Source organism: Streptosporangium sp. NPDC023963, assembly GCF_040639135.1.
Classification (GTDB): domain Bacteria; phylum Actinomycetota; class Actinomycetes; order Streptosporangiales; family Streptosporangiaceae; genus Streptosporangium.
In genome coordinates, this window is the sequence record NZ_JBEZZK010000019.1 from 102609 (window position 1) to 129166 (window position 26558).

Annotated in this window: 23 protein-coding genes; 12 read left to right on the forward strand and 11 right to left on the reverse strand. The window is 70.8% G+C overall.

The features are described 5' to 3' along the window. The first annotated feature begins 308 nt into the window (after positions 1-308). Complete coding sequence (locus AB0F88_RS37610) at positions 309-782, forward strand: hypothetical protein (protein WP_362695620.1); 474 nt, start codon at positions 309-311, stop codon at positions 780-782. Positions 783-943: 161 nt separating this feature from the next. Here AB0F88_RS37610 and AB0F88_RS37615 read toward each other — a convergent pair whose 3' ends face one another. From AB0F88_RS37615 to AB0F88_RS37630, 4 genes are all read right to left on the reverse strand, one after another. Then, entirely contained in the window at positions 944-1411 is a 468-nt protein-coding gene (locus AB0F88_RS37615; protein WP_362695622.1) for a hypothetical protein, read from the reverse strand. 211 nt (positions 1412-1622) lie between these two features. Then, positions 1623-3509: a ricin-type beta-trefoil lectin domain protein gene (locus AB0F88_RS37620; protein ID WP_362695624.1), complete on the reverse strand. Its 1887-nt coding sequence runs from the start codon at positions 3507-3509 to the stop codon at positions 1623-1625. Between the two features lie 234 nt (positions 3510-3743). Further along, positions 3744-4769: a LacI family DNA-binding transcriptional regulator gene (locus tag AB0F88_RS37625; RefSeq protein WP_362695626.1), complete on the reverse strand. Its 1026-nt coding sequence runs from the start codon at positions 4767-4769 to the stop codon at positions 3744-3746. A gap of 30 nt (positions 4770-4799) precedes the next feature. Continuing rightward, positions 4800-5225, reverse strand: coding sequence for a hypothetical protein (locus AB0F88_RS37630; protein ID WP_362695628.1), 426 nt, complete (start codon positions 5223-5225; stop codon positions 4800-4802). Between the two features lie 649 nt (positions 5226-5874). On the opposite strand from AB0F88_RS37630, the gene AB0F88_RS37635 reads away from it, so the two are divergent. The 3 genes from AB0F88_RS37635 to AB0F88_RS37645 all read left to right on the forward strand — a co-directional run bounded on the left by AB0F88_RS37635 (position 5875) and on the right by AB0F88_RS37645 (position 9713). Continuing rightward, a complete protein-coding gene (locus tag AB0F88_RS37635) occupies positions 5875-8040 on the forward strand; it encodes an ATP-dependent RecD-like DNA helicase (protein WP_362695630.1) in 2166 nt (721 codons plus the stop codon). Between the two features lie 26 nt (positions 8041-8066). Then, entirely contained in the window at positions 8067-8219 is a 153-nt protein-coding gene (locus tag AB0F88_RS37640) for a hypothetical protein (RefSeq protein ID WP_362695770.1), read from the forward strand. Positions 8220-8411: 192 nt separating this feature from the next. Further along, the gene (locus AB0F88_RS37645; protein ID WP_362695632.1) at positions 8412-9713 is read left to right on the forward strand and encodes a ThuA domain-containing protein; all 1302 of its coding nucleotides are present in this window, start codon (positions 8412-8414) and stop codon (positions 9711-9713) included. A gap of 73 nt (positions 9714-9786) precedes the next feature. Here the strand turns inward: AB0F88_RS37645 and AB0F88_RS37650 are convergent, their stop codons facing one another. After that, positions 9787-11016, reverse strand: coding sequence for a serine hydrolase domain-containing protein (locus AB0F88_RS37650; RefSeq protein WP_362695634.1), 1230 nt, complete (start codon positions 11014-11016; stop codon positions 9787-9789). A 372-nt stretch (positions 11017-11388) separates the two neighbouring features. On the opposite strand from AB0F88_RS37650, the gene AB0F88_RS37655 reads away from it, so the two are divergent. The 6 genes from AB0F88_RS37655 to AB0F88_RS37680 all read left to right on the forward strand — a co-directional run bounded on the left by AB0F88_RS37655 (position 11389) and on the right by AB0F88_RS37680 (position 17041). Then, positions 11389-12111 carry a helix-turn-helix domain-containing protein gene (locus AB0F88_RS37655; RefSeq protein ID WP_362695636.1) on the forward strand — a complete coding sequence of 241 codons (723 nt, stop codon included), beginning with the start codon at positions 11389-11391 and terminating at the stop codon, positions 12109-12111. 309 nt (positions 12112-12420) lie between these two features. Further along, a complete protein-coding gene (locus AB0F88_RS37660) occupies positions 12421-13401 on the forward strand; it encodes an SMP-30/gluconolactonase/LRE family protein (RefSeq protein WP_362695638.1) in 981 nt (326 codons plus the stop codon). A 305-nt stretch (positions 13402-13706) separates the two neighbouring features. After that, positions 13707-14114: a TOBE domain-containing protein gene (locus AB0F88_RS37665; RefSeq protein WP_362695640.1), complete on the forward strand. Its 408-nt coding sequence runs from the start codon at positions 13707-13709 to the stop codon at positions 14112-14114. Between the two features lie 76 nt (positions 14115-14190). Next, positions 14191-14925 (forward strand): molybdate ABC transporter permease subunit, encoded by a 735-nt coding sequence (gene modB, locus AB0F88_RS37670; protein WP_362695772.1) that lies wholly within the window; start codon positions 14191-14193, stop codon positions 14923-14925. Next, positions 14922-15953 (forward strand): ABC transporter ATP-binding protein, encoded by a 1032-nt coding sequence (locus AB0F88_RS37675; RefSeq protein WP_362695642.1) that lies wholly within the window; start codon positions 14922-14924, stop codon positions 15951-15953. The genes modB and AB0F88_RS37675 overlap by 4 nt, the downstream gene beginning before the upstream one ends. A gap of 230 nt (positions 15954-16183) precedes the next feature. Next, positions 16184-17041 (forward strand): NAD(P)-dependent oxidoreductase, encoded by an 858-nt coding sequence (locus AB0F88_RS37680; protein WP_362695644.1) that lies wholly within the window; start codon positions 16184-16186, stop codon positions 17039-17041. A gap of 168 nt (positions 17042-17209) precedes the next feature. Here the strand turns inward: AB0F88_RS37680 and AB0F88_RS37685 are convergent, their stop codons facing one another. The 3 genes from AB0F88_RS37685 to AB0F88_RS37695 form a co-directional block, all read right to left on the reverse strand. Beyond that, positions 17210-18364: a serine hydrolase domain-containing protein gene (locus tag AB0F88_RS37685; RefSeq protein WP_362695646.1), complete on the reverse strand. Its 1155-nt coding sequence runs from the start codon at positions 18362-18364 to the stop codon at positions 17210-17212. Positions 18365-18590: 226 nt separating this feature from the next. Then, positions 18591-19103 carry an anthrone oxygenase family protein gene (locus AB0F88_RS37690; RefSeq protein WP_362695648.1) on the reverse strand — a complete coding sequence of 171 codons (513 nt, stop codon included), beginning with the start codon at positions 19101-19103 and terminating at the stop codon, positions 18591-18593. A 210-nt stretch (positions 19104-19313) separates the two neighbouring features. Next, entirely contained in the window at positions 19314-20150 is an 837-nt protein-coding gene (locus AB0F88_RS37695) for an NAD(P)H-binding protein (RefSeq protein WP_362695650.1), read from the reverse strand. An 80-nt stretch (positions 20151-20230) separates the two neighbouring features. Here AB0F88_RS37695 and AB0F88_RS37700 point away from each other — a divergent pair, with 80 nt between their 5' ends. Beyond that, complete coding sequence (locus tag AB0F88_RS37700) at positions 20231-21205, forward strand: AraC family transcriptional regulator (RefSeq protein WP_362695652.1); 975 nt, start codon at positions 20231-20233, stop codon at positions 21203-21205. Positions 21206-21397: 192 nt separating this feature from the next. Here the strand turns inward: AB0F88_RS37700 and AB0F88_RS37705 are convergent, their stop codons facing one another. Continuing rightward, positions 21398-22324, reverse strand: coding sequence for a hypothetical protein (locus AB0F88_RS37705; RefSeq protein WP_362695654.1), 927 nt, complete (start codon positions 22322-22324; stop codon positions 21398-21400). A 494-nt stretch (positions 22325-22818) separates the two neighbouring features. Here AB0F88_RS37705 and AB0F88_RS37710 point away from each other — a divergent pair, with 494 nt between their 5' ends. Then, the gene (locus tag AB0F88_RS37710; RefSeq protein ID WP_362695656.1) at positions 22819-24720 is read left to right on the forward strand and encodes a glycoside hydrolase family 15 protein; all 1902 of its coding nucleotides are present in this window, start codon (positions 22819-22821) and stop codon (positions 24718-24720) included. A 605-nt stretch (positions 24721-25325) separates the two neighbouring features. On the opposite strand, the gene AB0F88_RS37715 is transcribed toward AB0F88_RS37710, so the two are convergent. Further along, a complete protein-coding gene (locus AB0F88_RS37715) occupies positions 25326-25592 on the reverse strand; it encodes a hypothetical protein (protein WP_362695658.1) in 267 nt (88 codons plus the stop codon). Positions 25593-25883: 291 nt separating this feature from the next. Beyond that, positions 25884-26549, reverse strand: coding sequence for a phosphatase PAP2 family protein (locus tag AB0F88_RS37720; RefSeq protein ID WP_362695660.1), 666 nt, complete (start codon positions 26547-26549; stop codon positions 25884-25886). Between the last annotated feature and the right edge of the window lie 9 nt (positions 26550-26558).

A 26558-nucleotide genomic window follows, 5' to 3' on the forward strand; every position in this document is an offset into this window, starting at 1 on the left:
ACCACCGGCTCTGACCACCGGCTCTGACCATCGGCTCTGAACGGCGGCTCTGATCACCGGTTCTGAACGGCGGCTCTGAGCGGCGGTGCGCCGGAGGGTGCCCGGTTGTGGCGAGGTGCCCGATCCAGCGGGAAGCCGGGCTTTTGTGTGTCGTAGTGCACGCTCGGCGCTATGTGTGCGTTTGTACGCAGAACAGGACTTTCCTTCTGCCTAATGTCAGTGCTGTCCGGAGCGCGGCACCGAAAAGGCGCACCGGGCGCAGGTCACACGGGTTGTTCCCGAACACCCTCGATCAAAGGAAATCCCTCATGCGTAAGCTTCGCAGCATCCTTGTCGGCACGGCCCTGGCGGGCGCCCTGGCGGCCGGTATCGTCGCCGCCCCCGCCCAGGCCGCCACCGCGAGCACGGCGAGCACGGCGGGTGCGGCCTCGGTCGCCCAGGCGCAGTACACCAAGCACTGGTTCTCCGGTTACTCCAGCTTCGGCCGTGGCGAGTCGCGCGGCGAGCGCTCGTACTACAAGGGCTACTGGTACTACTCCAACGGCCGCTACCACTTCGACATCAAGACCTGGGACCGCGACCGCGACCGGGAGAACACCTTCATCGATTTCTACTACCACGACGACCGCGGCTGGCACAATCGCCGCTTCAACACCGGCGGCCACCACGAGTGGAAGTTCAGCTACAGCGCCAAGGGCGGCTTCGACGGCTTCCGCGTCCGCGTCGGCGAAGGCCGCTCCGGCGCCTTCGACTGGGGCAACTACCACCACGACTCCTTCTGAACCACCCGCTGACGTCGTGACGCGCACCGCGTTCGACAGGTGAATCCGAGAAGGCGCCGGCGATGTCCTCCGCGCCGGACGCGGCCGGGGTCCCCGATCACCAGGAGGCGTGCCGTCCTGGCGGTGGCATCGGGGACTCCGGCCGCGTCACGTCTCCAGGGTCAGGAGTGGGCGCTCAGGCACTTCTTGAGCGTGTTCCTGGAGTTCTGCCGCTGCGGTGCGATCTTCAGGAGAGCCGCGTCACGCACCTGCACGTACTTGGCTCCGGCGGCGTTGTAGGCCTCCACCATCTTCTTCGCGGCGGGGTCCAGCCCCGGTGCCTTGACACCGAGCTGCTGCAGAGCCGCCTTCTGGGAGAGCTGGTCGACGTTGGCGGCGGCGCCGGCCTTCATCAGGGCCGCGTGGGCGGCCTTGACCTCGGGGAGGGCTTCGACGTTGGTGAGGGCGTCCTCGGCGTTCATCAGCGCGAGATACTCCCGCGCGCAGGGGGCCGGGGCGGAGGTGGAGGCGGAGGCGGTGCTCGCGCCGACGGTGGTGAGGGCGGCGAGAAGGCCGAGGGCGGCCAGCGCCGTTGCGGTGGTGCGGGTGTGCATGGGGTGCTCCCGTTGGTGCTGAGGGTTGATTGGCATGTGACCTCATGCACCGTAATCACTGTGGGTAATCACCGCGATGCTTAAAGTTGACGTCAAGGGTCGTGGGCCGCCGGCGGAGGCCGAGGGGGCGGCGTCGGCGCACCGCGGCGAGAACGCCGCAACCGGGGGCGTCCGGAGCTCGCAGGCCCCCGGAAGGCCACGGGCGCGAACCCCCGCCCGGAGGGTTCGCGCCCGTGTTCCGCTCAGGTCAGGACACCGTCCACTTCTGGTTCGCGCCACCGGTGCATTCCCACAGCTGGAGGCGGGTGCCGTCGGCGCTGGTGTTACCCGTGACGTCCACGCACTTGTTCGCGGCGGGGTTCACCAGGTCCCTGGTGGTGGGGTTGTAGGTCCACTGCTGGTTGGGGCCGCCGAAGCACGACCACAGCTGGAGCCGGCTGCCGTTCGCCGTGCCGTTGTCGACGACGTCCAGGCACTTGCCGAGCACGCGGAGCGTGCCGTCGCCGGGGCGGGTCCACTGCTGGGCGGCGGTGCCGTTGCAGGAGTAGAGCTGCACGGCGGTGCCGTCGGCGCTGCTCGCGCCCGCGACGTCCATGCACTTGCCGGCCAGGCCGGTGATGGCGCCGCCACCGGGGTTGCCGGGGTCGCCGCTCGGCGTGCCGGACCAGGTGAAGGTGGCGGTGGTGCGGGCCGGAAGCGAGTAGACGAACGACTGGCCGCCCCAGTTGACCCGGACGGACTGGGCCGAGGTGCCGCGGTTGTGCGCGATCAGGGCCTTGGAGCCGTCGGAGTTGCGCCAGGCGACGTTCTGGATCGTGGCGTTGGCGGTGGAGTCGATCCGGAACGCCCCGGGCCTGACGAACTTCGTGAGGTGGCCGGTCGTGTAGTACTCGATGGTGTTGTCGACCTGTCCGGCGCGGGGGCCGCCCTCCTGGACGGTGACCAGGCCGGTGCAGACGTCACAGCCGCCGTTGTGCGGGCCCATGTTCTGGTTGAGGGCGAGGCTCCACTTGACGAGGCTGCCGCTCCAGTTGCGGGCGTAGTTGACGATGTCGGCGAGGTCCTCGTTGTGCTGGTTGCCGATCCAGGTGCCGCCCGAGTGCTCGGTGCTGAACTGGCGTACGGCCGGATACTGGTTGTGCACCTGGGTGCCGACCGCAGGGTCGCCGAAGTAGCCGTGCCAGGCGATGCCGCCGAACAGGGGGTCGTTGCGCACGGCCGCGTCGTTCAGCACGCCGGCGCCCATGGTGGCGTAGTCGCCGTAGTTCCAGTCGTGGACGAGGACCTTGGTCGTGATGCCGGCGGCGCGGAAGGCCGGGTAGACGTGGTTCTTGGTGAACTCGGCCAGTCCGGAGGAGTTCCAGCTCATGCCGGGATAGTTCATCGCGGTCGGGTTGCCCGCCTGGCAGCAGTTGGGCTCGTTCTGCACCGAGATGTAGTCGACCGGGACGCCGGCGTTCTGGTAGCTCTGGACGTACTTCACCAGGTACTGGGCGTACGTGGGGTAGTGCTCGAACTTGAGCCAGCCCATCTGGTCCATCCGGCCGTTGTCCTTCATCCAGCCGGGGGCGCTCCACGGCACGCCCTTGACGCGCAGGGCCGGGTTGAGCGACTTGGCCTGCTGGGTGAGCAGGCGCACGTTGGTGTCGTACCCTCCTGCGCCGAAGTCGTTGAGGTCGCAGCAGGTGTCGTCGAGCGAGACGTTGCCGGGCCGCGAGAGGTCGGAGGCGCCGATCGGGTTGCGTACGAACGACAGGCCGATGCCGTCGGTGGGGTGGAAGAGCCTGCGCATCACGGCGTCGCGGGTGGCCGCGCTGATCGGGCCGCCGCGCAGCAGGTAGGCGGTGGTGTCGGTGATCGAGGCTCCGCCGCCCTCGAACTGCTGGTAGGTGGTGCCCTCGTTCACGGTGATGGTGTGGTTGGCGCTGCCCCCTGCGGGGCCGAAGGCGATGGGGGACTGCTGCTGAAGACCCCGCGTGACGGTCCGGCCGCCCGCGTCGGACGTGGTGGTGAGCCAGATGTTCACGGGCTCGTTGGCGGCCAGGGCGGGCGTGGCGGCGACGGGTCCCGTCGCCCACAGGGCGGCGGCGCAGGCCAGGGCGAGGGTGAGGGCCCGGCGAGGTGGTCGGAACACGGCAGGGGGTCCTTTCGGGGGGTGCGATTGGGCCCGCGACGCACCGGGACGTCCGCATCGGAGCACACGCGTCGCCCCGGGAACCGTCGCTGTAACCGATGTAACAGATAAGAAACTTTTCTGTTGCAGGACAGGACAACACACGTGGAAATCGGTTGTCAAGGTCTGTGAATACCGGGATTAGTGCGGCATCCAGGTGGCTCACCATTTATGAAACAAATGAAACAAATGCCGTCAACGGGGGACGGGACCGGTGGAGCCGCGGACGACCACATCGGTCCCCAGAGAGACGTGCAGGGCCTCCAGCGTGTGCCGGCTGAGCAGCCGCATCAGCAGCGTGACCGCCATCCGGCCCATCTCCTGCAGGGGCTGGCGCACCGTGGTCAGCGTCGGCAGGGTCGCCCGGCCGAGGTCGAGGTCGTCGAACCCCGCGACCGACAGGTCGCCGGGGACGTTCAGGCCGCGCTCGGCCGCCGCCCACAGCGCGCCGACCGCCATCTTGTCGTTGAACGCGACCAGCGCCGTCGGCCGCTTGGGCAGGTCCAGCAGCTCGCAGGCCGCGCGGTAGCCGTTCTCCGCGTTGGGTTCCCGCACGCTGCGCAGCAGCTCGGCCGACGGCAGGACGCCGACGTCGGCCAGCGACGCGGTGTATCCCGCCAGCCTGGCCTCGCTGGGCAGCCACTTCACCGGACCGCCGACGATGCCGACCCGGCGGTGACCGAGCTCGACCACGTGCGCCATCAGCCTGCGCGCGCCCGCGAAGTGCGCGGCCGACACCGCCACGATGTCCTTGGGAGGCGGTGTCCTGGGGTCGATCACCACGAAGGGGAACCGTCGGTCGCGAAGCCGTACGAGCTCCTCGCCCGGCTCCGGGGGAAGGATCAGGATCGCGCCCGCGATGCCGGGGCGGTCGGGCAGGCCGGAAAGCGCCGGGGTGTGCTGGGCGGACTCCCCGGTGCTCAGGATCATCTGGCCGCCGTGCAGCTCGATGGTCTCGCCGACCGAGGAGACGATGAGCCCGAAGTAGTCGGTCAGCAGGTAGGGGCAGCGCACGTAGATCGTGCCGCCGGCCGTCGCCTCCTGCCCGGCGCGCGGCCGGGGCGCCTGGTCCCCGAGGCGGCCGATGGCCCGCAACACCAGCTCCCGGGTGCGCGGGGCGACATTGGCCTGCCCGTTCAGGACCCGCGAGACGGTGGCGATGGACAGGCCCGTCTCCGCCGCGACGTCGCGCACGGTCGCGCGCGTCCCGGGCCGAGCCATGTGCGCCCCCTGGTAGCCGTGTCCCTGCCGTCAGCATAACCAGCGCCGGCAGGAGGCGGCGGCGAGGAGTCCTCCCCGGATCGGGGGCCGCATAAAGGGGCGAAAACTGTCGATTCCATCGATGCGGCAGCGTCGCCAACCGACTCTCGACAAGCCATCCGACTTGCTGGGATCCAGTTTGCCGTTAGCAGGTAAGGCCGGTGCAAGCATCGTCGAAGAGTCAGAACCGATCATGACATCTGGGGGAAAAATGCTTCGAAAACTGGCCCCGGTCCTGGCCGCGGTCGTGGTGGCGGGGTCGCCTGCCATCGCGAACACGGCCTGGGCGGACAGGGCGCCGGCCGCTTCGGCGGCCCAGCCGGCCACCGCCGCGCAGACGGCCGGTACGTGCAGCCCGGGATCGCCGTGCGCGGCGGTCAACTGCGGTCCGGGCCGCATCTGCGTCCCCTCGCCCAAGCAGTGCTTCACCACGCCGTGCCCGCAGTACGACTGCGTGCCCGCGTCGGGGTACCCGGGCGGTTACCCCGGTGGCTATCCGGGCGGATACCCCGGCGGTTACCCGGGCACGTACCCCCCGGGTCAGTGGCATCCTCCGTATCCGGGCTGGCGGCCCCCGTATCCGGGCTGGCGGCCCCCGTACCCGGGCTGGCGTCCTCCGTACCCGGGCGGCTACCCAGGTGGTTACCCGGGCTGGCGTCCTCCGTATCCGGGCTGGCGGCCCCCGTATCCGGGCGTGCGTCCTCCGTATCCGGGCGTGCGTCCTCCGTACCCGGGTCCGCGGCCTCCCGGCCCGGGACCCAGGCCGCCCTGGCGGCCGGCGGGCCAGATGGGGAGTATCTCGGCCGGCGGGATCTGAGCCTCGACGGCGGCAGGCACCTCGGGCCGGGCGCGTAGCGACCCGGCCGGCACCTCGGGCGGCGGTTCGCCCGCGCCGCCGACCGCACGTCACATCCGTCGACCCCGGTGTGCCCGCACCGCCCATCGCCCCCGGGACGCCACGACGGCGGCCCGGGGGCGAGCCGCGACGGCTTGTGGGGACACCGGGTGAGCTGGTCTGATGTGCGAAGGATGAGGTGAGGCCAGTACGGAGGGGTTGCTTTCTGCCGTGGAGGCATCTGTCGAGCAGCTGGTGTACGTCCGCGAGGACGAGTACACGATCGCGCGGATGAGCGCCGAGGGCATGCCCGGCTTCGTCGCCTCCGGCCGGGCCCTGGGCGGGGTCCAGCCGGGGGAGACGCTCAGGCTCGTCGGCGACTGGGGCGAGCATCCGCGTCACGGCAGGCGCTTCGAGGTCGTCGCGTGCGAGCGACTGGTGCCGGCCACGGTCCGGGCCATCCGCATCTATCTGGGCTCCGGCCTGATCCGCGGCATCGGGCCGAGGCTCGCCCACGCCATCGTGAGCCACTTCGGCGAGGCGACGCTGACGGTCATCGACACCGAGCCGCGACGGCTCACCGAGGTCGTCAACATCGGCCCCGCGCGGCAGGCCCAGATCGCCGACGCGTGGGAGGAGCAGAAGGCGATCGCCGAGCTCATGGTGGTCCTGCAGGGCTTCGGGATCAGCCCGCTGCTCGCGGCGAAGATCTACCAGGTCTTCGGTGCCGACTCGGGAGAGGTGCTCACCTCCGACCCGTACCGGCTCATCGGCAAGGTCAGGGGCATCGCGTTCGCCACGGCCGACAGGATCGCCCTGCGGTCGGGGGTCTCCGAGGACAGCCCGCAGCGGGTCAAGGCGGCGATCCTGGACAGGCTGGAGACGGCGGCGAGCCGCGACGGGCACTGCTACGTGCGGCTGGTCGCGCTGATCGCCCAGTCCGCGGAACTCGTCGAGCAGGACCACGAACTCGTCGGCCAGATGGTCGACGCGCTCGTCGCCGACCGCCGCGTGGTCGTCGAGGCGTCGCCGGACGGCCGGGGAACGGCCGTGGTCTATCTCAAGGAGACGCACAGCCGGGAGCTCACGCTGACCGCCCAGCTGACCAGGCTCTGGGAGGCCGCCTCGACGCTGCCCATGCGCCCGTTCCAGGAGGACCCCGGGCTGGACGAGGACCAGCGGGCGGCGGTGAACATGGCGCTGACCAGCACCGTGTCCATCCTCACCGGCGGTCCCGGCTGCGGGAAGAGCCACACCGTCAAGACCGTCGCGGCGACCGTACGGGCGATGGGCGGCACGGTGACCCTCACGGCGCCGACCGGCAAGGCGGCCAAGCGCCTGTCGGAGCTCACCGGCCTGCCCGCGATGACCGTGCACCGGATGCTGGCCCACCAGCCTGATCCCGACAGCGGCACGCTGTTCGAGCAGACGCCCGCGCAGGCCGACCTGATCGTGGTCGACGAGGCGTCCATGCTGGACCTGAGCCTGGCCACCCGGCTCACCGCGGCCGTCCCGCCCGGCAGCCACCTGCTGATCGTGGGCGACAGCGACCAGCTTCCCAGCATCGCCCCCGGCAGCGTGCTGGCCGACCTGCTGCGGGTCGAGGCGATCGCGCGGATGCGCCTGACCAAGGTCTTCCGCCAGGCGGAGGGCAGCGGCATCATCCAGGCCGCCCGCCGGGTCAGGGCGGGCGAGGTGCCCGCGATCCCCGGCGGGGGAGGGTTCTGGTTCGAGGAGGTCGACGATCCCGAGCGGGTCGCCGAGCGGGTGATGCACCTGGCGACGGTGGCGATCCCGCGCAAGCAGGGGGTGAGCCCGGACCAGGTCCAGGTCCTGTGCCCGATGCGCAGGGGCCTGACGGGAACCGCCGAACTCGGCCGCATGATCCAGGAGCGGCTCAACCCGGCGCGCGAGGGGGTCGCCGAGCACTGGTCGGGGGCCTCCGCGTTCCGGGTCGGCGACCGTGTCATGCCGATCCGCAACAACTACGACAAGGGCGTCTTCAACGGCGACACCGGTACGGTCACCGCCATCACCCCGGAGGAGCGGGTCGTCGAGATCCGCACCGACGACGGGCAGACCGTGAAGTACGGCTTCGGCGAGCTCGACGAGCTGACCCACACGTACGCCATCAGCGTCCACCGCTCCCAGGGCAGCGAGTATCCCTTCGTGGTCGCGCCGCTCGTCACCGAGTCCGGGGGCGTCATGTTGCGCCGCAAGCTGCTCTACACCCTGCTCACCCGGGCCCGGTCGTGGGTGGTCGTCGTCGGCGAGCGCAAGGCGCTGGAGATGGCCGTCAGCAGGCTGGACCACCGCCGCAACACCGGGCTCGCCCGCAGGCTCGCGCTGAGCCTCGGCGCGGACCTCCACTACGAGGCCGCCCCCGCCGCCGACTGAACACCGGCCGATCGAACACCGGCCGACTGAACACCGGCCGATCGAACACCGGCCGACTGAACACCGGCCGATCGAACACCGGCCGACTGAACACCGGCCGACTGAACACCGGCCGATCGAACACCGATGGCGAGCGCCGGTCGAGCGGACACCGGCGAGACGCATCTGACATCGGCTGACGCGGACGCCGCCCGTACGGGCGTTTCCCGACTCCGCGATCTTCTTGACATTTTTTCTTCACATAACTTGAATTAAGTCAGACAAGAACCGTCCTCGGCTTGCCGAAGTTGTTGGTAACGCCGGTCTCCGTTATGCCCGTGGGCGGGGCGGGCTTCGCCTTTGTCGTTCGTCGCGAGACAGAGGAAACACACATGACCAGGGAAAGCATGGTCAACTCGACGCGGACGTGGGTGCGGTTACTCGCCGTGCTCGCTCTCGCGCTCGGCCTCACCACCCTTCCGGCCGGCGGAAACGCGCGGGCGTCGATCGCCCCGAGTTTCAAAGTGATCGCCTTCTACAACGGGACGTGGGACGCGGCCCACATCAACTTCGTCCAGGAGGCCAACCGCTGGTTCCCACAGCTGGCCGCGCAGCACAACTTCTCCTACACGGCGACCAACAACTGGAGCCAGCTGAACGCGAGCAACCTCCAGCAGTACCAGGTGGTGCTCTTCCTGGACGACCTGCCGCAGAACGCCGCCCAGCGGTCGGCGTTCGAGCAGTACATGCGTAACGGCGGGGCGTGGATGGGCTTCCACGTGAGCGCGTTCAACACCGACGCCCAGAGCTGGGCGTGGTACCACAACGAGCTCCTCGGCACCGGCGCGTTCAGGTCCAACACCTGGGGACCCACCTCGGTGACCATGCGCACGGAGGGCGGGGCGCACCCCTCCACGGCGCGGCTGCCCGCCACCTTCACCTCGTCGGTCAGCGAGTGGTACAGCTGGACCAACGACCTGAGGAACAACCCGAACATCAGGATCCTCGGGTCCATCGACCAGTCGAGCTTCCCGGTCGGCACGGACCCCAGCCAGACCTGGTACAGCGGCTACTACCCGCTCATGTGGACCAACAAGAACTACAAGATGCTGTACGCGAACTTCGGCCACAACGCGATGAACTACAGCAACAACACCCCGCTGTCGTCCACGTTCGCCAGCGAGGTGCAGAACCGGTTCGTCATCGACGGCCTGCTGTGGCTGGGCGGCGGGAGCACCCCGCCCCCGACGGACACCATCTCGCCGACCGCGTGGTACAGCCTCGCCAACCGCGCCAGCGGCAAGTGCGTGGACGCGCGCGCGGCCGCCTCGGCGAACGGCACCGTGATCCAGCAGTACACCTGCAACGGAACCCTCGCCCAGCAGTTCCAGGTCCAGCCGACCAGCGGCGGCTTCGCGCGGCTCAACAACCGCCTCAACAGCGCCCAGGTCGTCGACGTGAAGGACGTCTCCAGCGCCGACGGCGCCCTCCTGCAGCTGTGGGCGTACGGCGGGGGCAACAACCAGCAGTGGCAGGCGGTGTCGGAGGGCGACGGCCACTACCGCTTCGTCAGCCGCCTCAGCGCCAAGTGCCTGAGCGTGCCAGGCTCCTCGACGGCCGACAGCGTCCAGCTGGTGCAGAGCACCTGCAACGGCGGTGCCGCCCAGTCGTTCCGGATCTCCCAGCAGCCGTAGCCGCCACGAGGTTCCGTACGCCCGCCCTTCCCGCCGGTCGGGAGGGGCGGGCGTACGGGGTGCGGGCTCGCTGTCAGTCGTCGATCGCCTGGTAGAGCGTGGTCCAGAAGTCGTGGATGAGCCGCGCCGGATCCGGGACCGACATCCCGACCTGGGAGAGCAGGATTCCGGTGAGCCGGTTGTGCGGGTCGGCGTAGGTCGAGGTGCCGCTTCCGCCGTCCCAGCCGAACTGGCCGACGGGCGCGTAGTCGCCGCGGTAGGTGCGCACCGCCATCCCCATGCCCCAGCCGCCGTGCTGCCCCTGGCCGAACGACACGTGGACGTTGTCGACGGCCATGGCGTGCCGGACGGCCTGCTGCTCGGGCGTGAGGCGGTTGGTGGTCATCAGCTCGACGGCGGACCGGGACAGGATCCGTTCGCCTTCGTGCGTCCCGCCGTTCAGCAGCATCCGGAAGTAGGCGTGGTAGTCGTCGGCGGTGGAGACCAGCCCGCCGCCGCCGCCCTGGAACGCCGGAGGCCGGCTCCATCGTCCACCCGCGGCCTCGTCCCACACGACGAACTCTCCGGTCCGAGGGTCGGGGGCGTAGAGGTCCGGCAGCCGGCCGATCTTGTGGGCGGGCACGTGGAAACCGGTGTCCTTCATCCCCAGCGGATCGAAGACGCGCTCACGCAGGAACGTCTCGAACGACTGGCCCGTGACCCTGGCGACGAGCACGGCGAGCACGTCGTGGCTGATCTGGTACTGCCAGCGCTCTCCGGGCTGGTGCATCAGCGGGAGCGTGCCGAGGCGGCGCATCCACTCGTCCGGCTCGGGCATCGGCTCGGGCAGATCGGGCGTGAGCCCCTGCTCGAAGATCGCGCCCATGATCGGGGCGCCCAGCGCCGTCATGTCCATGCCGAGCCCGAACGTGGAGGTCAGCAGGTCCCGTACGGTGATCGGCCGCCGCGCCGGCACGGTGTCGTCCAACGGGCCGTCGATCCGCTTCAGCACCTGACGGCCGGCGAGTTCCGGCAGCCACGGCTCCACCAGGTCGTCCAGCCGCAACCTGCACTCGTCGAGCAGGACCATCGCCGCCGCCATCGCCACCGGCTTCGACGTTGAGGCCATCCGGAAGATCGTGTCCCGGCGCATCGGCGCGCCACCGTCATGGCGCATCGTCCCCATCGCCTCGACGTGGGTCTCGCCGCCCCTGCCGACCAGGGCGACGAGCCCTGGAATCCTCCCGGACTCGACATGCCGCGCCAGCACGTCACGCAGCCTGCGCAGCCCCGTTTCCGAGAAGCCGCCATTGCCTTTTTCCATCATGAATCTCCTTGCGCACAGTGTTCGATCCGCGAGACCCGTCCCGGCGTGACGCCCGTGGCCTCGGCGAGCCGGAGCTCGGTCACGGGACTTCCTCCGCGGCGCCACCGGCACCGGCGAACGTTCGGAAATCCCTGAACATCTGCGACACTACATTGCGTTCACAAATCCTGCAACATTCAAAATGATGCTCATGCCCTGTAAACACTGGCAGATTAAGCCGATATTGCAATGAACATGACACTGAACGCAATAGGTTGCCAGAACGAGCGTTGCAATGGGATGGGTGTGAATGCATACTGTGCAGCGGAGCGTGCCGGGGCGTCGCGTTCCGCGCGTGTCGACAGGTCGACGGATGGGAGACGAGCACCGATGCCCGGAGGCAGACTGACCGGCCAGGATCGGCAGCACATCGCCGCGGGGCTGGCCGAGGGACTCGGATACACGGAGATCGGCAAGCGCCTGGGACGGCCCGCCTCGACCATCATGCGGGAGGTCACCCGCAACGGCGGACCCGACGACTACGGGGCGGACCGGGCGCACGAGGCCACGCGGCATCGTGCGCGCCGGCACAGGCAGGCTCGGCCTGCCGCGCCGCCGGTCCCCGACAGCGGCCACGGGCGTGATCCGCAGGCGGTGCAGGACTTCACGGAGTCCTTCACCACTCTCCTCATCCAGCAGGGCCTGCCCCGGATGGAGGCCAGGGTGCTGGCCTGCCTGTACATCACCGACTCCGGCGATCTCACCGCCGCCGACCTGGTGAAGCGGCTTCGCGTCAGCCCGGCGTCGATCTCGCACGCCGTCGCCTTCCTCGAACGGCAGGGAATGCTCAAGCGGGAACGGGTCCCCGGCGCGCGGCGTGAACGCTATGTCATCGACGACGGGATCTGGCTCCCGTCCCTCCTCGCGGCTCTGCAGATGAACGAGGCCCTGGCCGCCGCATCGCAGCGCGGAGCCGAGATTCTCGGGGCCACGACCCCGGCGGGTGCCCGCTTCGAGTCCTCCGCCGAACTCCTTCTCCTCGTGAGCAAGGCCTTCCGGCAGGTCATGGAGCAGTGGCAGCAGAGCCTGGCCGCCCGGAACGCCGGGCGATAGCGGGACGTCGCCGGAGAATCCCGCGATCTGGGACACTGTGGGTTTCATGCGATCCCAAGAACGTGTGAGACCCGGGAACGGCGGCCGTCCGGCCGTGCCCGCCCACCCCACCGGCCCCCGGACACCGGACGTCACGCGGCGGACGCCCGTCCGGCATCCCGCCGGAGGCCTGACCGTCGCGCGGAAGGCCGTCGTGCAGGAGGCCGTCGTACGGAAGGCCGTCGTGCGGAGGGTCGTCGTACGGAATGCCGTCGTACGGAGGACGGGTGTGTGGAAGCCGGTCGCTCGGAAGCCGGTCGGAGGCGCGTCGTGAGGCGGGAGGTCCGGCGCTTCGAGGCGCGGGTCGCGAGCGCGGACTCCTACCTGCTGGGCGAGGGGCCCGTGTGGGACGCCGGGAGGGAACGTCTCCTGTGGGTGGACATCGACGCCGGTCACGTCTTCGAGGGACGGCTCGCCGGTGACTCCGTTCGCGTGGACCGCAGGCACGAGTTCGGCGAGACCGTCGGCGCCGTCGTGTGCGACCGGGACGGCAGGCTGCTCGTCGCCGGGCGGAAGGGACTGCTCACCGTGGCGGGCGGGGACGAGCCGGGACGGCCGTCCGGCGCGGGGGACGGGGGCCCGTCCACCTCAGAGGGCGAGCGGGGCGAGCGCGCGTACCTCGTCGACCTGATTCCCGAGGGGAAGGACAGCCGCCTCAACGACGGGGCGTGCGATCCCGGGGGACGCTTTCTCGTGGGGAGCCTCGCCCTCGACGACCGGCACGGCCAGGAGTGCCTGTACCGGTACGAGACGGACGGAACCGTCACGACCCTCGACACCGACCTCGCGCTCTCCAACGGTCTCGCCTGGTCCCCGGACCTGTCGACGATGTACAGCGTCGACAGCGTCCCGGGAACGATCTGGACGAGGGCCTACGACGCCGTCACCGGCGCGTACGGTGAGCGCCGCGTGCTGCTGGAGGTCTCCGACGGTACGCCGGACGGGCTGTGCGTCGACGTCGACGGCAACCTGTGGCTCGCGCTCTGGGGTGCCGGCCAGGTGCGCGGCTACTCTCCCCGGGGCGAGCATCTCGCGACCGTGGAGGTCGCGGCACCCAACGTGACGAGCGTCGCCTTCGCGGGCCCGCGGCTCGACACGCTGCTCATCACGTCGGCCCGCGTGGGGATGACGCCGGCGGACGCCGCGCGCCATCCGGACGCCGGTCGCGTCTTCCTCGCGGACGTCGGCACGCGGGGGCTCGCCACCCCCTACTGGTCCGGTCCCGCCCCCACCCGCCGGATCTCGGAATAGGACGTTCCCGCCCCGGGGCGTTCCCCGGCGGGAAGCGGGTCCGGGGCGCTCGACGGCGGGAAGCGGGTCACGCCGGAGCGGGCCGGTTTCGCCGCGACGGCGCTCCTCGCCCCGGCGCCCCGGTGTGACGGCGCCCCGGTGCGCCGGTGTTCCTGCGCGCCGGTGTGAGCGGGCCCCCGGCGCGGGGAAAGGGTCCTCCAGACCGTCCGAGCTCGCAGGAGCGGCAACGGAGTGGCTGATCGCGGCGCGACTGCCATGGGGGAGGGGCATATGGGTGTGAATACGCGAAGGTATGGTGATTGTTCGTGACGACGTTTCGGATCAGCGAGGCCGCCGCGCTGCTCGGGGTGAGCTCCGACACGGTCCGCCGGTGGGTGGACGCCGGGCGGCTCGCGGCCCGGCGGGACGAGCACGGCCACCGGATGGTGGAGGGTATCGACCTGGCGGCGTTCGCGCGTGCCCAGATCGAGTCCGAGAACGGTACGGGGCACTCGTCGGCCCGCAATCGCCTTCGCGGGATCGTGACCGAAGTGATCAGGGACGCGGTGATGGCCCAGGTGGAGATCGCCGCGGGACCGTACCGGGTGGTGTCGCTGATGAGCCGCCAGGCCGCCGACGAGCTGGGCCTGGAGGTGGGAGTGAGGGCGGTCGCCGTGATCAAGTCCACCAACGTGGTCGTGGAGATCGCCGACCACGCCCGTACGACGGGTTGACGGCACCGTGAGCGGTCCGTCCGGCGGGGTGGCGGGCCGCCTGCCCTGGGTGCTGGTGCTGCCCGCCGTGGCGGGCATGGTCTTCCTGACGCTGCCGCTGGCCGGGCTGCTGGTACGCGCACCCTGGTCCACCCTGGCCGAAAGACTCGGCGAGCCGCAGGTCCTGGAGGCGCTGCGCCTGTCGCTGGTGACCGCGACCGTGGCCACGCTGGTGTGCCTGCTGCTCGGCGTACCGCTGGCGTGGTTGCTGGCCCGTGTCGCCTTTCCCGGCCGCCGCCTGGTGCGGGCGCTGGTCACCGTCCCCCTCGTGCTGCCCCCGGTGGTCGGCGGGGTCGCCCTGCTGCTCGTCCTGGGGCGGCGCGGCCTGGTCGGCCAGTGGCTCGACACCACCTTCGGCGTCACCCTGCCGTTCACCACGGCCGGAGTCGTCGTCGCCGAGACGTTCGTCGCCATGCCGTTCCTGGTCATCAGCGTCGAGGGCGCGCTGCGCGCCGCCGACCTGCGCTTCGAGGAGGCCGCCGCGACGCTGGGCGCCTCTCGCTGGACCATCTTCCGCCGCGTCACCCTGCCGCTGATCGCCCCCGGCGTCGTCGCGGGCGCCGTGCTGTGCTGGGCCCGCGCGCTGGGCGAGTTCGGGGCCACCATCACCTTCGCCGGCAACTTCCCCGGCCGGACCCAGACGATGCCGCTGGCCGTGTACCTCGCCCTGGAGACCGAACCCGAGGCCGCGATCGTGCTCAGCCTCGTCCTGCTCGCCGTCTCGGTGATCATTCTGGCCAGCCTGCGCGACCGGTGGGTGAGCGGCCCGTGACCCTGAACGCCCACCTGGTCGTCACCCGGCCCCGCTTCCACCTGGACATCGAGCTGGAGGTCGCCGCCGGCCAGGTCGTCGCGCTCCTCGGCCCCAACGGCGCGGGCAAGACCACCGCGCTGCGCGCGCTGGCCGGGCTCACCGCCCTGTCCGGAGGGGAGATCCTCCTGGACGGCGAGGCGCTGCACACCCTGGCGCCCGAACGTCGCCCGATCGGCATGGTCTTCCAGGACTACCTGCTCTTCCCGCACCTGTCGGCTCTGGAAAACGTCGCCTTCGGGCCCCGCTGCCGAGGTGCCTCCAGAGCGGAGGCGCGGCGCACCGCCGCCGCCTGGCTGGAGCGCGTCGGCCTGGCCGGGCACGTCGCGGCGAAACCCCGGCAGCTGTCGGGCGGTCAGGCCCAGCGCGTCGCCCTGGCCCGCGCCCTCGCCGTGGGACCCCGCCTGCTGCTGCTGGACGAGCCGCTGGCCGCCCTCGACGCCCACACCCGCCTGGAGATCCGCTCCGGGCTCCGCCGCCACCTGGCCGACTTCGGCGGCGCGACCGTCCTGGTCACCCACGATCCGCTGGACGCCATGGTGCTCGCCGACCAACTGGTCGTCATCGAGAACGGCGCCGTCGTGCAGCGCGGCACCCCCGCCGAGGTCGCCCGGCGCCCGCGCACCGACTACGTCGCCCGCCTGGTCGGCCTCAACCTCTACCGGGGGCTCGCCGCGGGGCGACAGGTCACCGTCGGCGAGGTGAGCTTCAGCGTCGCCGAGCATCTGGACGGTCCCGCTTTCGTCGCCTTCGGACCCGGGGCGGTCGCGCTCTACCGGACCCGCCCGGACGGCACCCCGCGCAATCTCTGGGAGGCCACGATCGAGGGCATCGAGCGGCACGGCGACAACGTCCGCATCCATCTGGAGGGGCCGATCACCGCCTCGGCCGACGTCACCCCCGCCGCCGTCGCGGACCTCGACCTGACCTCGGGGCAGCGGATCTGGGCGTCCGTCAAGGCCACCGAGACCCACGCCTACCCGGCCTGAGCTCTCGTGACCTCGTGCTCATCCGGCCTGAGCTCTCGTGACCTCCGTGCTCACCCGGCCTGAGCTCCCGTGACCCGCTCCCGCCCCGCCTGGACCCCTGCGGCACCGCCCGCCTGTAAGGCCCCGCGATGTTCCCGCCCGTACGACCGCCGAGATGCCGCAGGTCACCCGCGTGGCGGCCCAGGTCGCCCGGACCCCTGGGGGCACAATGGCGTGAGGGGGGATGATCTATGCGCGTCGCTGTACTCGGGATGGGCATGATGGGGCAGGCACTGACCCGGCGGCTGCTGGTGCGCGGCTTCCCGGTCACGGTGTGGAACCGCACGCCGGGACGGGCGGGGGAGGTGGTCGGCCTCGGTGCCGTCGAGGCGGCCTCGCCCGCCGAGGCCGCGCGGGAGGCCGAAGGGGTGCTGATGTCGCTCGCCGACGACCAGGCGGTCCGCGATGTGATGTCCCAGCTGACCGGAATCGGCTCCGACGGGCCCGTCGTGGCCGACACGAGCACCGTCGCTCCGGACACGGCCCGCGCGCTGCGGGACATGGCGCCCGGGGGCCGGTTCGTGGCCGCGCCCGTCATCGGCGGGCCGCAGGCCGTCGCCGAGGGGCAGGCCTCGGTCCTGATGGGTGGCGAGCGTGACGTCGCCGACGTGCTGAAGCCGGTGTGGTCGGAGGTGTTCGCCTCCTACTCCTACTGCGGACGGGATCCCGGCGCGGCGCTCGCCTTCAAGCTGCTGAACAACTACCTGCTGATGGCCGGGATCGCCGCGCTCTCCGAGGCGGCCGCCACGGGGCTGGCGGCGGATCTCGACGAGACGCTGCTGCACGACTTCCTCCTCACCTGGCCCACCGTCGCGCCCGCCCTGCACAACCGCGTCGACGACATCCTGAGCGGTGACCACCGAGGGTGGTTCACGACCAGGCTCGCCGCCAAGGACGTGCGGCTCGCCATCGACATGGCGGAGTCGGGCGGCCTCGACCTGCCGATCGCCCGTCTGGTCGAGCAGCGCTACGAGGAGGCGGCCGAGCGCGGCTGGGGTGACGCGGACATCGGCGCGGTCGTCGAGCTGCTGCGCGGGAAACCGCGCTAGCGTCGCCCGTCACCGTGCCCGTCACATCGCTGGTCACTGTGCCCGTCACGTCGCTGGTCACCGCGCCCGTCACCGCGCTCGGCCCGGGGCGGTGTCACCTACTGGACCCCTGTGCTCCAGCGGATCCTCCCGCCGGCGGATCCCCCCGACGGGCCGGTCCGGCCGCCGTCAGCGGGTTCTCGCCACCTCGGCGGCCACGGCGCGGAACGCGGTCAGCGCCTCGCGCCGGTCGTTGGCCGGCGCGGAGAGGGACGACTTGACGATCACCACCCCCTGCCTGGGGGAGACGTAGATGTACTGCCCGCCGAATCCGGCGGCCATGAAGTCCCCCCGGCCGTCGCCGCCTAGCCACCAGTGCAGCCCGTAGCCGGGATTGAAGGAGGCGGAGGGCGTGGTCGACGTCCTGACCCAGGAACGCGGCACGACCTGGCGCCCTCCCGCCTTCCCCTCACGAAGGTAGAGCAGGCCGAACCGGGCGAAATCGCGGTCGGTGGCGTAATAGCAGCAGTAACCGAGGCTGTCGCCGTTGGAATCCTTGTCGACGCGCACCGTGGACGCCATGCCGGCGGGCTTCCAGATCTTCTTCTCCACGTACCGGTGGTACGGCATGCCCGTGGCGCGGCTGACGAGCTTGGCGAGCACGAAGGAGTTCATGCTCGTGTACTCGAACCTGCTGCCGGGCTCCCAGCCGCGCACCTGCCGTGCCGCCAGCTTCCCGACCGGCCGGCCCCGGTTCGCGGCCATCTGCAACTTCGGCACGTCGGAGCGCTCGTCCCAGGCGATTCCCGACGACATTCGCAACAGGTTCCGGATGGACACCCCGTCGTAGCCCGAGCCGCGCAGTTCGGGCAGGTAGCGGGTCACGGGGTCGTCGATCGAGCGGATGCGGCCCTCGTGCAGGGCTATGCCGATCGCGGTCGACGTGAAGGACTTCGCCATCGACCAGGACTGGAACCGGGTGTCGCGATCGGCCTTGACATAGCGCTCGGCCACGATGCGCCGGCCGTCCAGGACGACGAGGCCGTTGGTCTTCGTGCGCGCGAGGAAGTCGTCGAACGTGCGCTCGTCTCCCTCGTAGGTGTAGGTCACCGAGAGCCGTCTCGGGGCGCTCCGCAGCTCGACCGGATGCGCCGACGGCCGTACGAGGTCGAAGGAGCCCGCTCCGGCGACGTCCGGTGCGGAGACCGGTGCGGCGGGCGCGAGGGGGGTCGGCGCCGCCCGGGGCAGGGCGCGGGCCGGAACCGCCCAGCCGGCCAGCGTGAGTGCGGCGATCGTCGCGACGGCGGGTCCTCGCAGGCGATGGGCGGTGTCGATCCTTCTCATGTTCCCCCCGTGGGTTCGGCGGGCGGGCCGCTCGCGTACGGCGGGGAGCACGCCGTACTTTCTCAGCAGATCTCCGGCGGATCCGCGACGAGGACCGAGGCCCGGCGGGTACACGGACGACATCCTGGCAGAAGTCCGGACGGGCGGGCAGTCCCGGTCATGTCCCCCGATCACCACCCGCCCGGCCATGCCCCGGTCACCACCCACGTGGTCGGGGCCGCCGCGGTCATGACCCGTTCGGCAGGCCGGTACGCCCGTACACGACGAGGGCCCAGGTGATGCAGCCGAAGGCGGCCACGCACGCCAGCGTGCGGATGAGGTTCCAGCGGACCCACGTCGCCTCGAACCGCTCGCGCACCGCCGCGAGGTCGGCGACGCGGTCGGGATCCCCGGCCGCGTCGAGCGCGTTGTTGAGCGGCACGTTGATCCCCATCGTGATGGCGAGCATCACCACGTACAGGACGAGCGCGGCCACGATCCAGGGCAGCACGGGCCGTCCGTCCGCCTGGAGGTGGAGTACCGCGGACAGGACGGTCAGCACCAGCCCGCCGCCGAAGCAGGCGGCGAACCAGCCGTTGAGGATCGCCACGTTGATCCGTTGCATCGTGCTGACGAAGGTCCGGTCGTCCGCCCGGGCCAGGCCGGGCATGACGGAGCAGGCGTAGGCGTAGAAGAGACCGGCCATGAGTCCCACGGTGATGGCCGCCGCGACCAGCGCGACGCCTCGGAACAGCAACATCACATTCTCCTTGGCTGTTGGGGGGATCCCGGCGGCGGGATCGGACATGCTCACCGTCGGGTGCTCGGGTGCTCGGGTGCTCGGGTGCTCGGGTGCTCGGGTGCTCGCGACGGAAGCGGGACGGGAAGCGGGGCGGGGGCGGGACAGGGGCGGGACAGGGAAGCGGGCCGCGCCAGTGCGCACGACTCCCGCCGTCCCGCCGTCCCGCGGTCAGCCCCAGACCCCGGTGGCGGCGGCCTCGCGCGCGTAGTCGCCGAAATCGCGGGGCTCCCGTCCCAGGGCGCGCCGGACCCCGTCGGTCAGGTGGGCGTTGCGGCCGTCCAGCACGGTGGTGAACAGCTCCGCCAGCTGCGTGGCGTACTCGGCCGGCACGCCGTGCTCGACCGCCCCGGCCACGTACTCCTCGGAGGGGACCGGCACGTAGCGGACCTCCCTGCCGGTCGCCTTGGAGATCTCCGCGGCGGCGTCGGCGAAGGTCAGCAGCCGGGGACCGGTCAATTCGTAGAGTTCGCCCGCGTGCCCGTCCTCCGTCAGCGCCGCGACCGCGACGTCCGCGATGTCGTCGGCGTCGACGAACGGCTCGGCCACGTCCCTCGCCGGGAGCGCGATCTCGCCGGAGAGGACCGGCTCCAGCAGGTAGTCCTCGCTGAAGTTCTGCGAGAACCAGGACGTCCGTACGATCGTCCACTCGACCCCGGACTCCTGGACCGTCCGCTCGCTCACCTGGGCCTCCTCCTCGCCACGGCCGGACAGGAGAACCAGCCGCCGCACGCCGCCCTCGACCGCGCGCGAGACGAACGAGCGGATCGTCTCGGCCGCCCCGGGAAAGGCCAGATCCGGGTAGTAGACGACGTACACCGACGCCACGTCCCGCAGCGCGGCCCCCCACGTCGCCCGGTCCTCCCAGTCGAACGGCGGCTCCCCCGAGCGGGAGCCGACCCGCACCGGCAGGCCGCGCGCGGTGAGCCGCTCCACCACGCGGCGGCCGGTCTTGCCCGTGCCGCCGAGGACCAGCGTCGTGTTCCGCTCATGTGTGTTTTCTGTCATAGGACCAGTGAACTGGCCAGAGGTGAGACGGGCCATGGTCGAGAAGCGCAATTCCATGTTTCAGCGTCTACAGTGAAGTCGTGGACGCGCTCACCGACTTCCTGGACGGCCCGAGGGCCAGAGGAGCGTTCCTGCTCCGCTCGATCCTGAACCCGCCCTGGTCCCTGCGGATCCAGGACCGGGCGCCGCTCGCCCTGACGGCCATGGTGCGGGGTGAGGCGTGGGTGGTCCTCGACGACGCCGCCCCGGTGCGCCTGGGCCCGGGGGACGTGGCGATCATCCTCGGCCCCGATCCCTACACGGTCGCCGACGATCCGGCCACACCGCCCGACGTGGTGATCCATCCTGGCCAGCACTGCACCACCCTCGACGGGCGAAGCCTGGCCCAGGAGATGGACCTGGGCGTCCGCACCTGGGGCAACGACCCCGACGGGTCGACGATCATCCTCACCGGCGCCTACCAGATGCGCGGGGAGATCAGCCGCCGTCTGCTGGAGGCGCTGCCACCGCTGCTGGTCCTCCCGGAGGACGCCTGGGACTGCCCCCTCATCCCGCTGCTCGGCGACGAGATCGTCAAGGACGAGCCGGGCCAGGAGGCCGTGCTCGACCGGCTGCTCGACCTCCTGCTCATCGCCGTCCTGCGTGCCTGGTTCTCCCGCCCGGAGGCCGGCGCCCCCGCCTGGTACCGCGCCCACAGCGATCCCGTGGTGGGCAGGGCACTGCGCATGCTGCACGGCAACCCGGCGCACCCCTGGACGGTGGCCACGCTGGCCGCGGGGTCCGGTGTCTCCCGCGCCGCCCTGGCCCGCCGTTTCACCGAGCTGGTGGGCGAGCCGCCCATGACGTTCCTCACCGGCTGGCGGCTGGCCATGGCCGCCGACCTGCTGCGCGAGACCGACGCCACCGTCGGCGCGGTGGCCACGCAGGTCGGCTACGGCAGCGCGTTCGCGCTCAGCGCCGCCTTCAAACGCGAACGCGGCGTCAGCCCCCAGGAGCACCGCTCCGGGGTCCGGCGTCCCCGGAGCGACCACGCCGCCGGCACGCTCGCGCGGTAGGTCCCGGCGGGCATGCCGGTACGAGCCCCGGCCCGCCGGTCGACGCGCCCGGAGGCCCCGTCGGCCGGCGGCGCTCCCCGGAGTCCTCTGAAGCCCCCTGAAGCCCCCTGGGCCCGCCGGAACTCACCGGGGGCGCAGAGGAAGCCGCCGGCGTCGCCGGGCCGCGCTCACGGCACGTCTGCGCCGTGACGGTCAGAACAGCCAGTCGAGCAGGCCGCCCCGGCCGTCGCCCGAGTTGTCGTTCGTCCCGCTGTCCTGCGGCGGCGGTGCCGTCGTCGGCTCCTGGCTCGGTGTGGCGGTCTCCGTGGGGGCCTGGCTCGTCGGCGAGGGCGCGGGCTCGGAGGTGATGCGCGAGTTCGGGGACGAGTCCTGCGGTGAGGTCTCCTCCTGCTCGGCGTCCTCGGAGGACGCTGTCGGACGGGTCTCCCTCGGAGAGGTACTGCGGGTCGGCGACGGCCGGGTTGAGGGCTCCTGGGTCCGGGGAGCCCTGGTGGGAGCGGTGGTCGGGGGCTCGTCGGCCGTGGACGGCTCGTCGGACGGCTCCGCCGTCTTCTCCTCGGGCCGGGGTGTCGGCGTCTCCGAGGGCACCTGCGGCAGGTCGGCCACCGAGCACCGCGCGCCGGGTGCGCACGTGGTGCCGGTCTCCCCGTCCAGGGAGGCGGAGAGCAACCAGCCGCCCGCGACCCCGGCGATCACGACGCCACCCACGACCGCCAGCAGGATCCTGCTCTTGCTCCTGCCCCTGCGGCGGCGCTCCTCGTAGGGATCGGGGTCCTCGCGCCAGCCCGACCCCAGGAAACCGCGCGACGGCGCCGCCTCGTCCTCCTCGCGGTAGAGGGGGCCGTCGGACGTGATGTCGGTGTCCCCTATCTCGCGACGCTCGTCGAGGTAGACCATCTCCCGGGACCCGTCGGCCCGGACGATCTCCCGGGACCCGTCGACGTGGACGATCACCTGGGACCCGTCGCCCGGCGTGAGCTCCGGAAAGTCGATCTCGTTCCATCCGTCCGACAACACGTCGCCGGCGGGACGTTCGGGTTCGTACTGCGCCGGTCCGAGGGGACCGGTCTGCTCGCGAGGGTCTTCCTCGTACGGTCCTTGGATATCGTCGCGCCCCACGATGACCCTCTCTGATGTGAACCTTGGTCGGGCATCTTGATAGCAGATCCGACAGCAACTTGTCCGAAAAGTTCACGTACAGCTGGGAATAATGTGACTTATGGGGTCAAGTAGTGGATCGGTGATGGACCGCGCCATTCTTCGCTGAGCGGCTGGTATCCGGGGCGGGGAGCCGGAGCGATGAGCCATGGCGAGAAACCGGAGCGAGAAACCGGAGCGAGAAGCCGGAGCGAGAAGCCGACAAGGGGAGCCGGGAGGGAGAGCCGGCTCCCGTACCGGCGGGGGACACGGACGTACAGGCACGTCAACGGAACCCGTCCGCACCGTGGCGGAGTACGGTCCCCTCATGAGAGGAGGAGAGCGCGAGGACGCGCCTGATCAGCGGAAAGACGTGCCTGAGCCCGGCAGCCGGGGTAGGAAGGGCGCCTAACGTTCTTCTCCGTTCGAGAGCATCTCCGTTCGAGGGCGGGGGTCTCCACGCTCAAGGAGAGCCGATGACACTGGATTCAACGGCGAATGCGCTGCCCGGACCCTCCCCCTTCCCGCCCATCGCCGACTACGGCTTCCTGTCCGACTGCGAGGTCACCGCCCTGGTCGCCCCGAGCGGGAACGTCGAGTGGCTCTGCCTGCCGCGAATGGACTCTCCCAGTGTCTTCGCCGCCGTTCTCGACCGGGGCGCGGGGGGCTTCCGGCTCGGTCCCGCCGACCTGAGGGTGCCCGCCGCGCGCCGTTACCTGCCCGGCACCATGATCCTGGAGACGAGCTGGGGCACCCCCACCGGCTGGATCGTCGTGCGCGACCTGCTGCTCATGGGGCCCTGGCACCACCACGACGAGCTCTCCCACACGCACAGGAGGGCGCCGACCGATTACGACGCCTCCCACGTGCTGCTCCGCACGGTGCGCTGCGTCAGCGGGGAGGTGCAGATCACGCTCGACTGCGAGCCGATCTTCGACTACGGCCGGAGGCCCGCCCGCTGGGCGTACGCCGACAGGGGCTACCACCAGGGCGTCGCGACGGCCGAGGGGGAGCCCCTGGAGCTGCGGCTCACCACCGACATGCGGCTGGGGTTCGAGGCCGGGCGCGCGACGGCGCGCACCCTCCTCAAGGAGGGCGACACGCGCTTCTGCGCGCTGTCGTGGACCACGCACGAGCCGCCGTACACCTTCCAGGACGCCTACGAGCGGCTCGTGTGGACCGCCCACCACTGGCAGCACTGGCTCGCCAGGGGCGTCTTCCCCGACCACCCCTGGCGGAGGTATCTGGAGCGCAGCGCCCTCACCCTCAAGGGCCTGACCTTCGCCCCCACGGGTGCCCTCATCGCGGCCTCGACCACCTCCCTGCCCGAGACCCCGGGCGGCGACCGCAACTGGGACTACCGCTACGCCTGGATCAGGGACTCGACCTTCGCCCTCTGGGGCCTGTACACGCTGGGCTTCGACTGGGAGGCGGACGACTTCTTCTGGTTCATCGCCGACGTGGCGGAGCGGGACGAGGAACTCCAGGTCATGTACGGCATCGACGGCGAGTGCCAGCTGGACGAGCACGTCCTCGACCACCTCCACGGGTACGAGGGCGCCAAGCCCGTCAGGGTCGGCAACGCCGCGTACCGGCACCGCCAGAACGACGTCTGGGGATCCGTCCTCGACTCCTTCTACATCCACACCCGGTCGCGGGACCGCCTGGACGAGCGGATCTGGCCCATCCTGAAGCGGCAGGTCGAGTCCGCCATCAGGCACTGGCGAGAGCCTGACCGGGGCATATGGGAGGTACGCGGAGAGCCCCAGCACTTCACCTCCTCGAAGGTCATGTGCTGGGTGGCGACCGACAGGGGCGCCAGGCTCGCCCGGCTCAGGGAGGAGCCGGAACTGGCCGCGCGCTGGCAGGCGGTCGCCGACGAGATCCACGCCGACGTGTGCGCCAACGGAGTCAGCGAGCACGGGGTCTTCAGGCAGCACTACGGCACCGACGCCCTCGACGCGTCGCTCCTGCTCATCCCGCTGGTGCGGTTCCTGCCGCCCGACGACCCCAGGGTCCGCGCCACCGTGCTGGCCATCGCCGACGAGCTGACCGCCGACGACCTGGTCCTGCGCTACGAGACGAAGAGCACGGACGACGGCCTGACCGGGGAGGAGGGCACCTTCGCGATCTGCTCGTTCTGGCTCGTCTCGGCGCTGACGGAGATCGGGGAGCACACCCGCGCCCGCAGGCTCTGCGAGAGGGTCCTCTCCTTCGCCAGCGCCCTCGGTCTCTACGCCGAGGAGATCGACCCGGTGACCGGGCGCCACCTCGGCAACTTCCCCCAGGCCTTCACCCACCTGGCGCTCATCAACGCAGTCATCCACATCATCCGCGCCGAGAGCGGTCAGATCCCCTCGACGGGCTGGCCGTCATGATCTCGGACTCCTCCCCGCGGTGTTCCCCGCGTGTTCCCCGCGTGTTCCCCGCGTGGTCCCCGGCGTGCGTCGTTGTGCGTCGGCGTGCGAGACCACCCGGATGCCTGGCTAGGCTTTCGGGCATGAACCGTCGGGTGATTGCGATAGTGGTGCTCGTCGGCCTGCTCGCGACGAGCGGTCTGTCCGTGGTGCTGGCCTGGGGGCTGAGCGGCTGAGCGCCGCCGGGTGATGTCGCCGGAGGCTCGGCGGCCGGTTCCGGGAGGCCCCGGGAGCGCGCCGGGATCCTGGAGGGTGGACGACCGGAGAGGTGCGCCGGGATCCTGGAGTGCGGCTGATCGGCGAGTGCGTCCGGGCCCGTGGGGCGACCGGAGACATGTATCCGGATCGAGAGACCCGAGAAAGCGGACGGGCGGGGAAGATGTGCCCGGATCCGAGAGGGTGGACGACCGGAGGGGTGTCCGGATCCGTGACATCGGCTGATCGGCGAATATGACCGGATCAGTCAGAGGGGACGGCCCGCGAGGCCGCGGTGGCGGTGCGCGGTCGTCGAGGAACCGAGCCGTTGCGTGCGCCGTTCGACGCCGCGACCGCTCCCCGAGGGAACGCTAGGCGACGACCATCGAGTTCTGGCCCGCGGGCGCGCTCTGCTGCTGGGGGTGCTGCTGGGGGTGGGGCTGCCGGTGCGGGGTGGACTGCTCCGCGACGGGCTGGGGCTGCTGCTGGGCGGCCTGCTCCACGGGAGCCCGCTCGGCGGGGCAGGTGCAGTAGCCGTTGGTCACGATCAGGCGTCCTCGCTGCGCCGTGTAGGTGCGAGAGTCGGTGGCGAGGAGAACGCCCGTACATTTATGGCAGACGACGGACTGGCGATCCATGGCCGGCTTCCTTCCTTGAGGGTAGCCGTCGAACGTCTCTCGGTCCGGCCGGCTGGCTGCTCGTGCCCCGGCGGGAGGACTTGAATCTCCCCGACGAGGTTTCCATCTTACTTCGTAGCACATTGTGATCTTTGCGCCACACGAGGTGACAGGTTGAACCTTGGTGGTGTTGCTTCACAACGGTCTCATGTGAAGCGACCCGGCGGGTGGTGAATGTCCCTCTCTCACCCCCGCCGATCCTCGTCCCAGCGATCTTCGCCGCTCCCGGATCCCCGGCGTGGCCGGGGGTCGTCACGTGCTCAGAACTTTTTTCTTTTTTTCCTGGATCACCGACCGGAACAGCAGCGCGTTGGCCGCCACCGTGATGCAGACCACGCCGAGCAGGAAGCCCCAGCTCACGTCGCTCAGGTGATGCATGCCGCGATACATGCGCGAGTAGGCGATGCCCAGGGGAATGCCGAGGCCGACCGCCCACCACAGCACGTTCAGGATCTTGTAGCGGTGGGTGTGGATGGTCAGTACCAGGGCGATGCCGCAGTAGAAGGCGACCGCGGCGCTGGTGTGCCCGGAGGGGAAGCTGGAGGTGGGCGGGGCGGGGTCGAGGTGCTGGACGGCCGGGCGCTTGCGTTCGGCGAAGACGGTCGCCAGCAGGAAGATCGCCGACTGCGAGAAGACCGCCAGCGCGAGGAAGATCGACTCGTTCCAGCGCTTGAAGGCCAGCCGGAAGACGACGGCCAGCAGCGCGGTGCCGGTGATGATCACCGGGGTGTCGGACATGCTCGACACCACATCGGTGATCGAACTCCAGTAGGCCGTACGGTCTCCGGCCAGCTGCGCGTTGACCCCCTCGTCGTTCGCGATGAGGGTCGTCGTCTGCAGGACCTTGGTGATGAGGAGTCCGACGCCGATCGTCAACACGGCCATGATGGCCAGGGGCGCCAGGATGAGGCGCGTCACGCCCTTGAA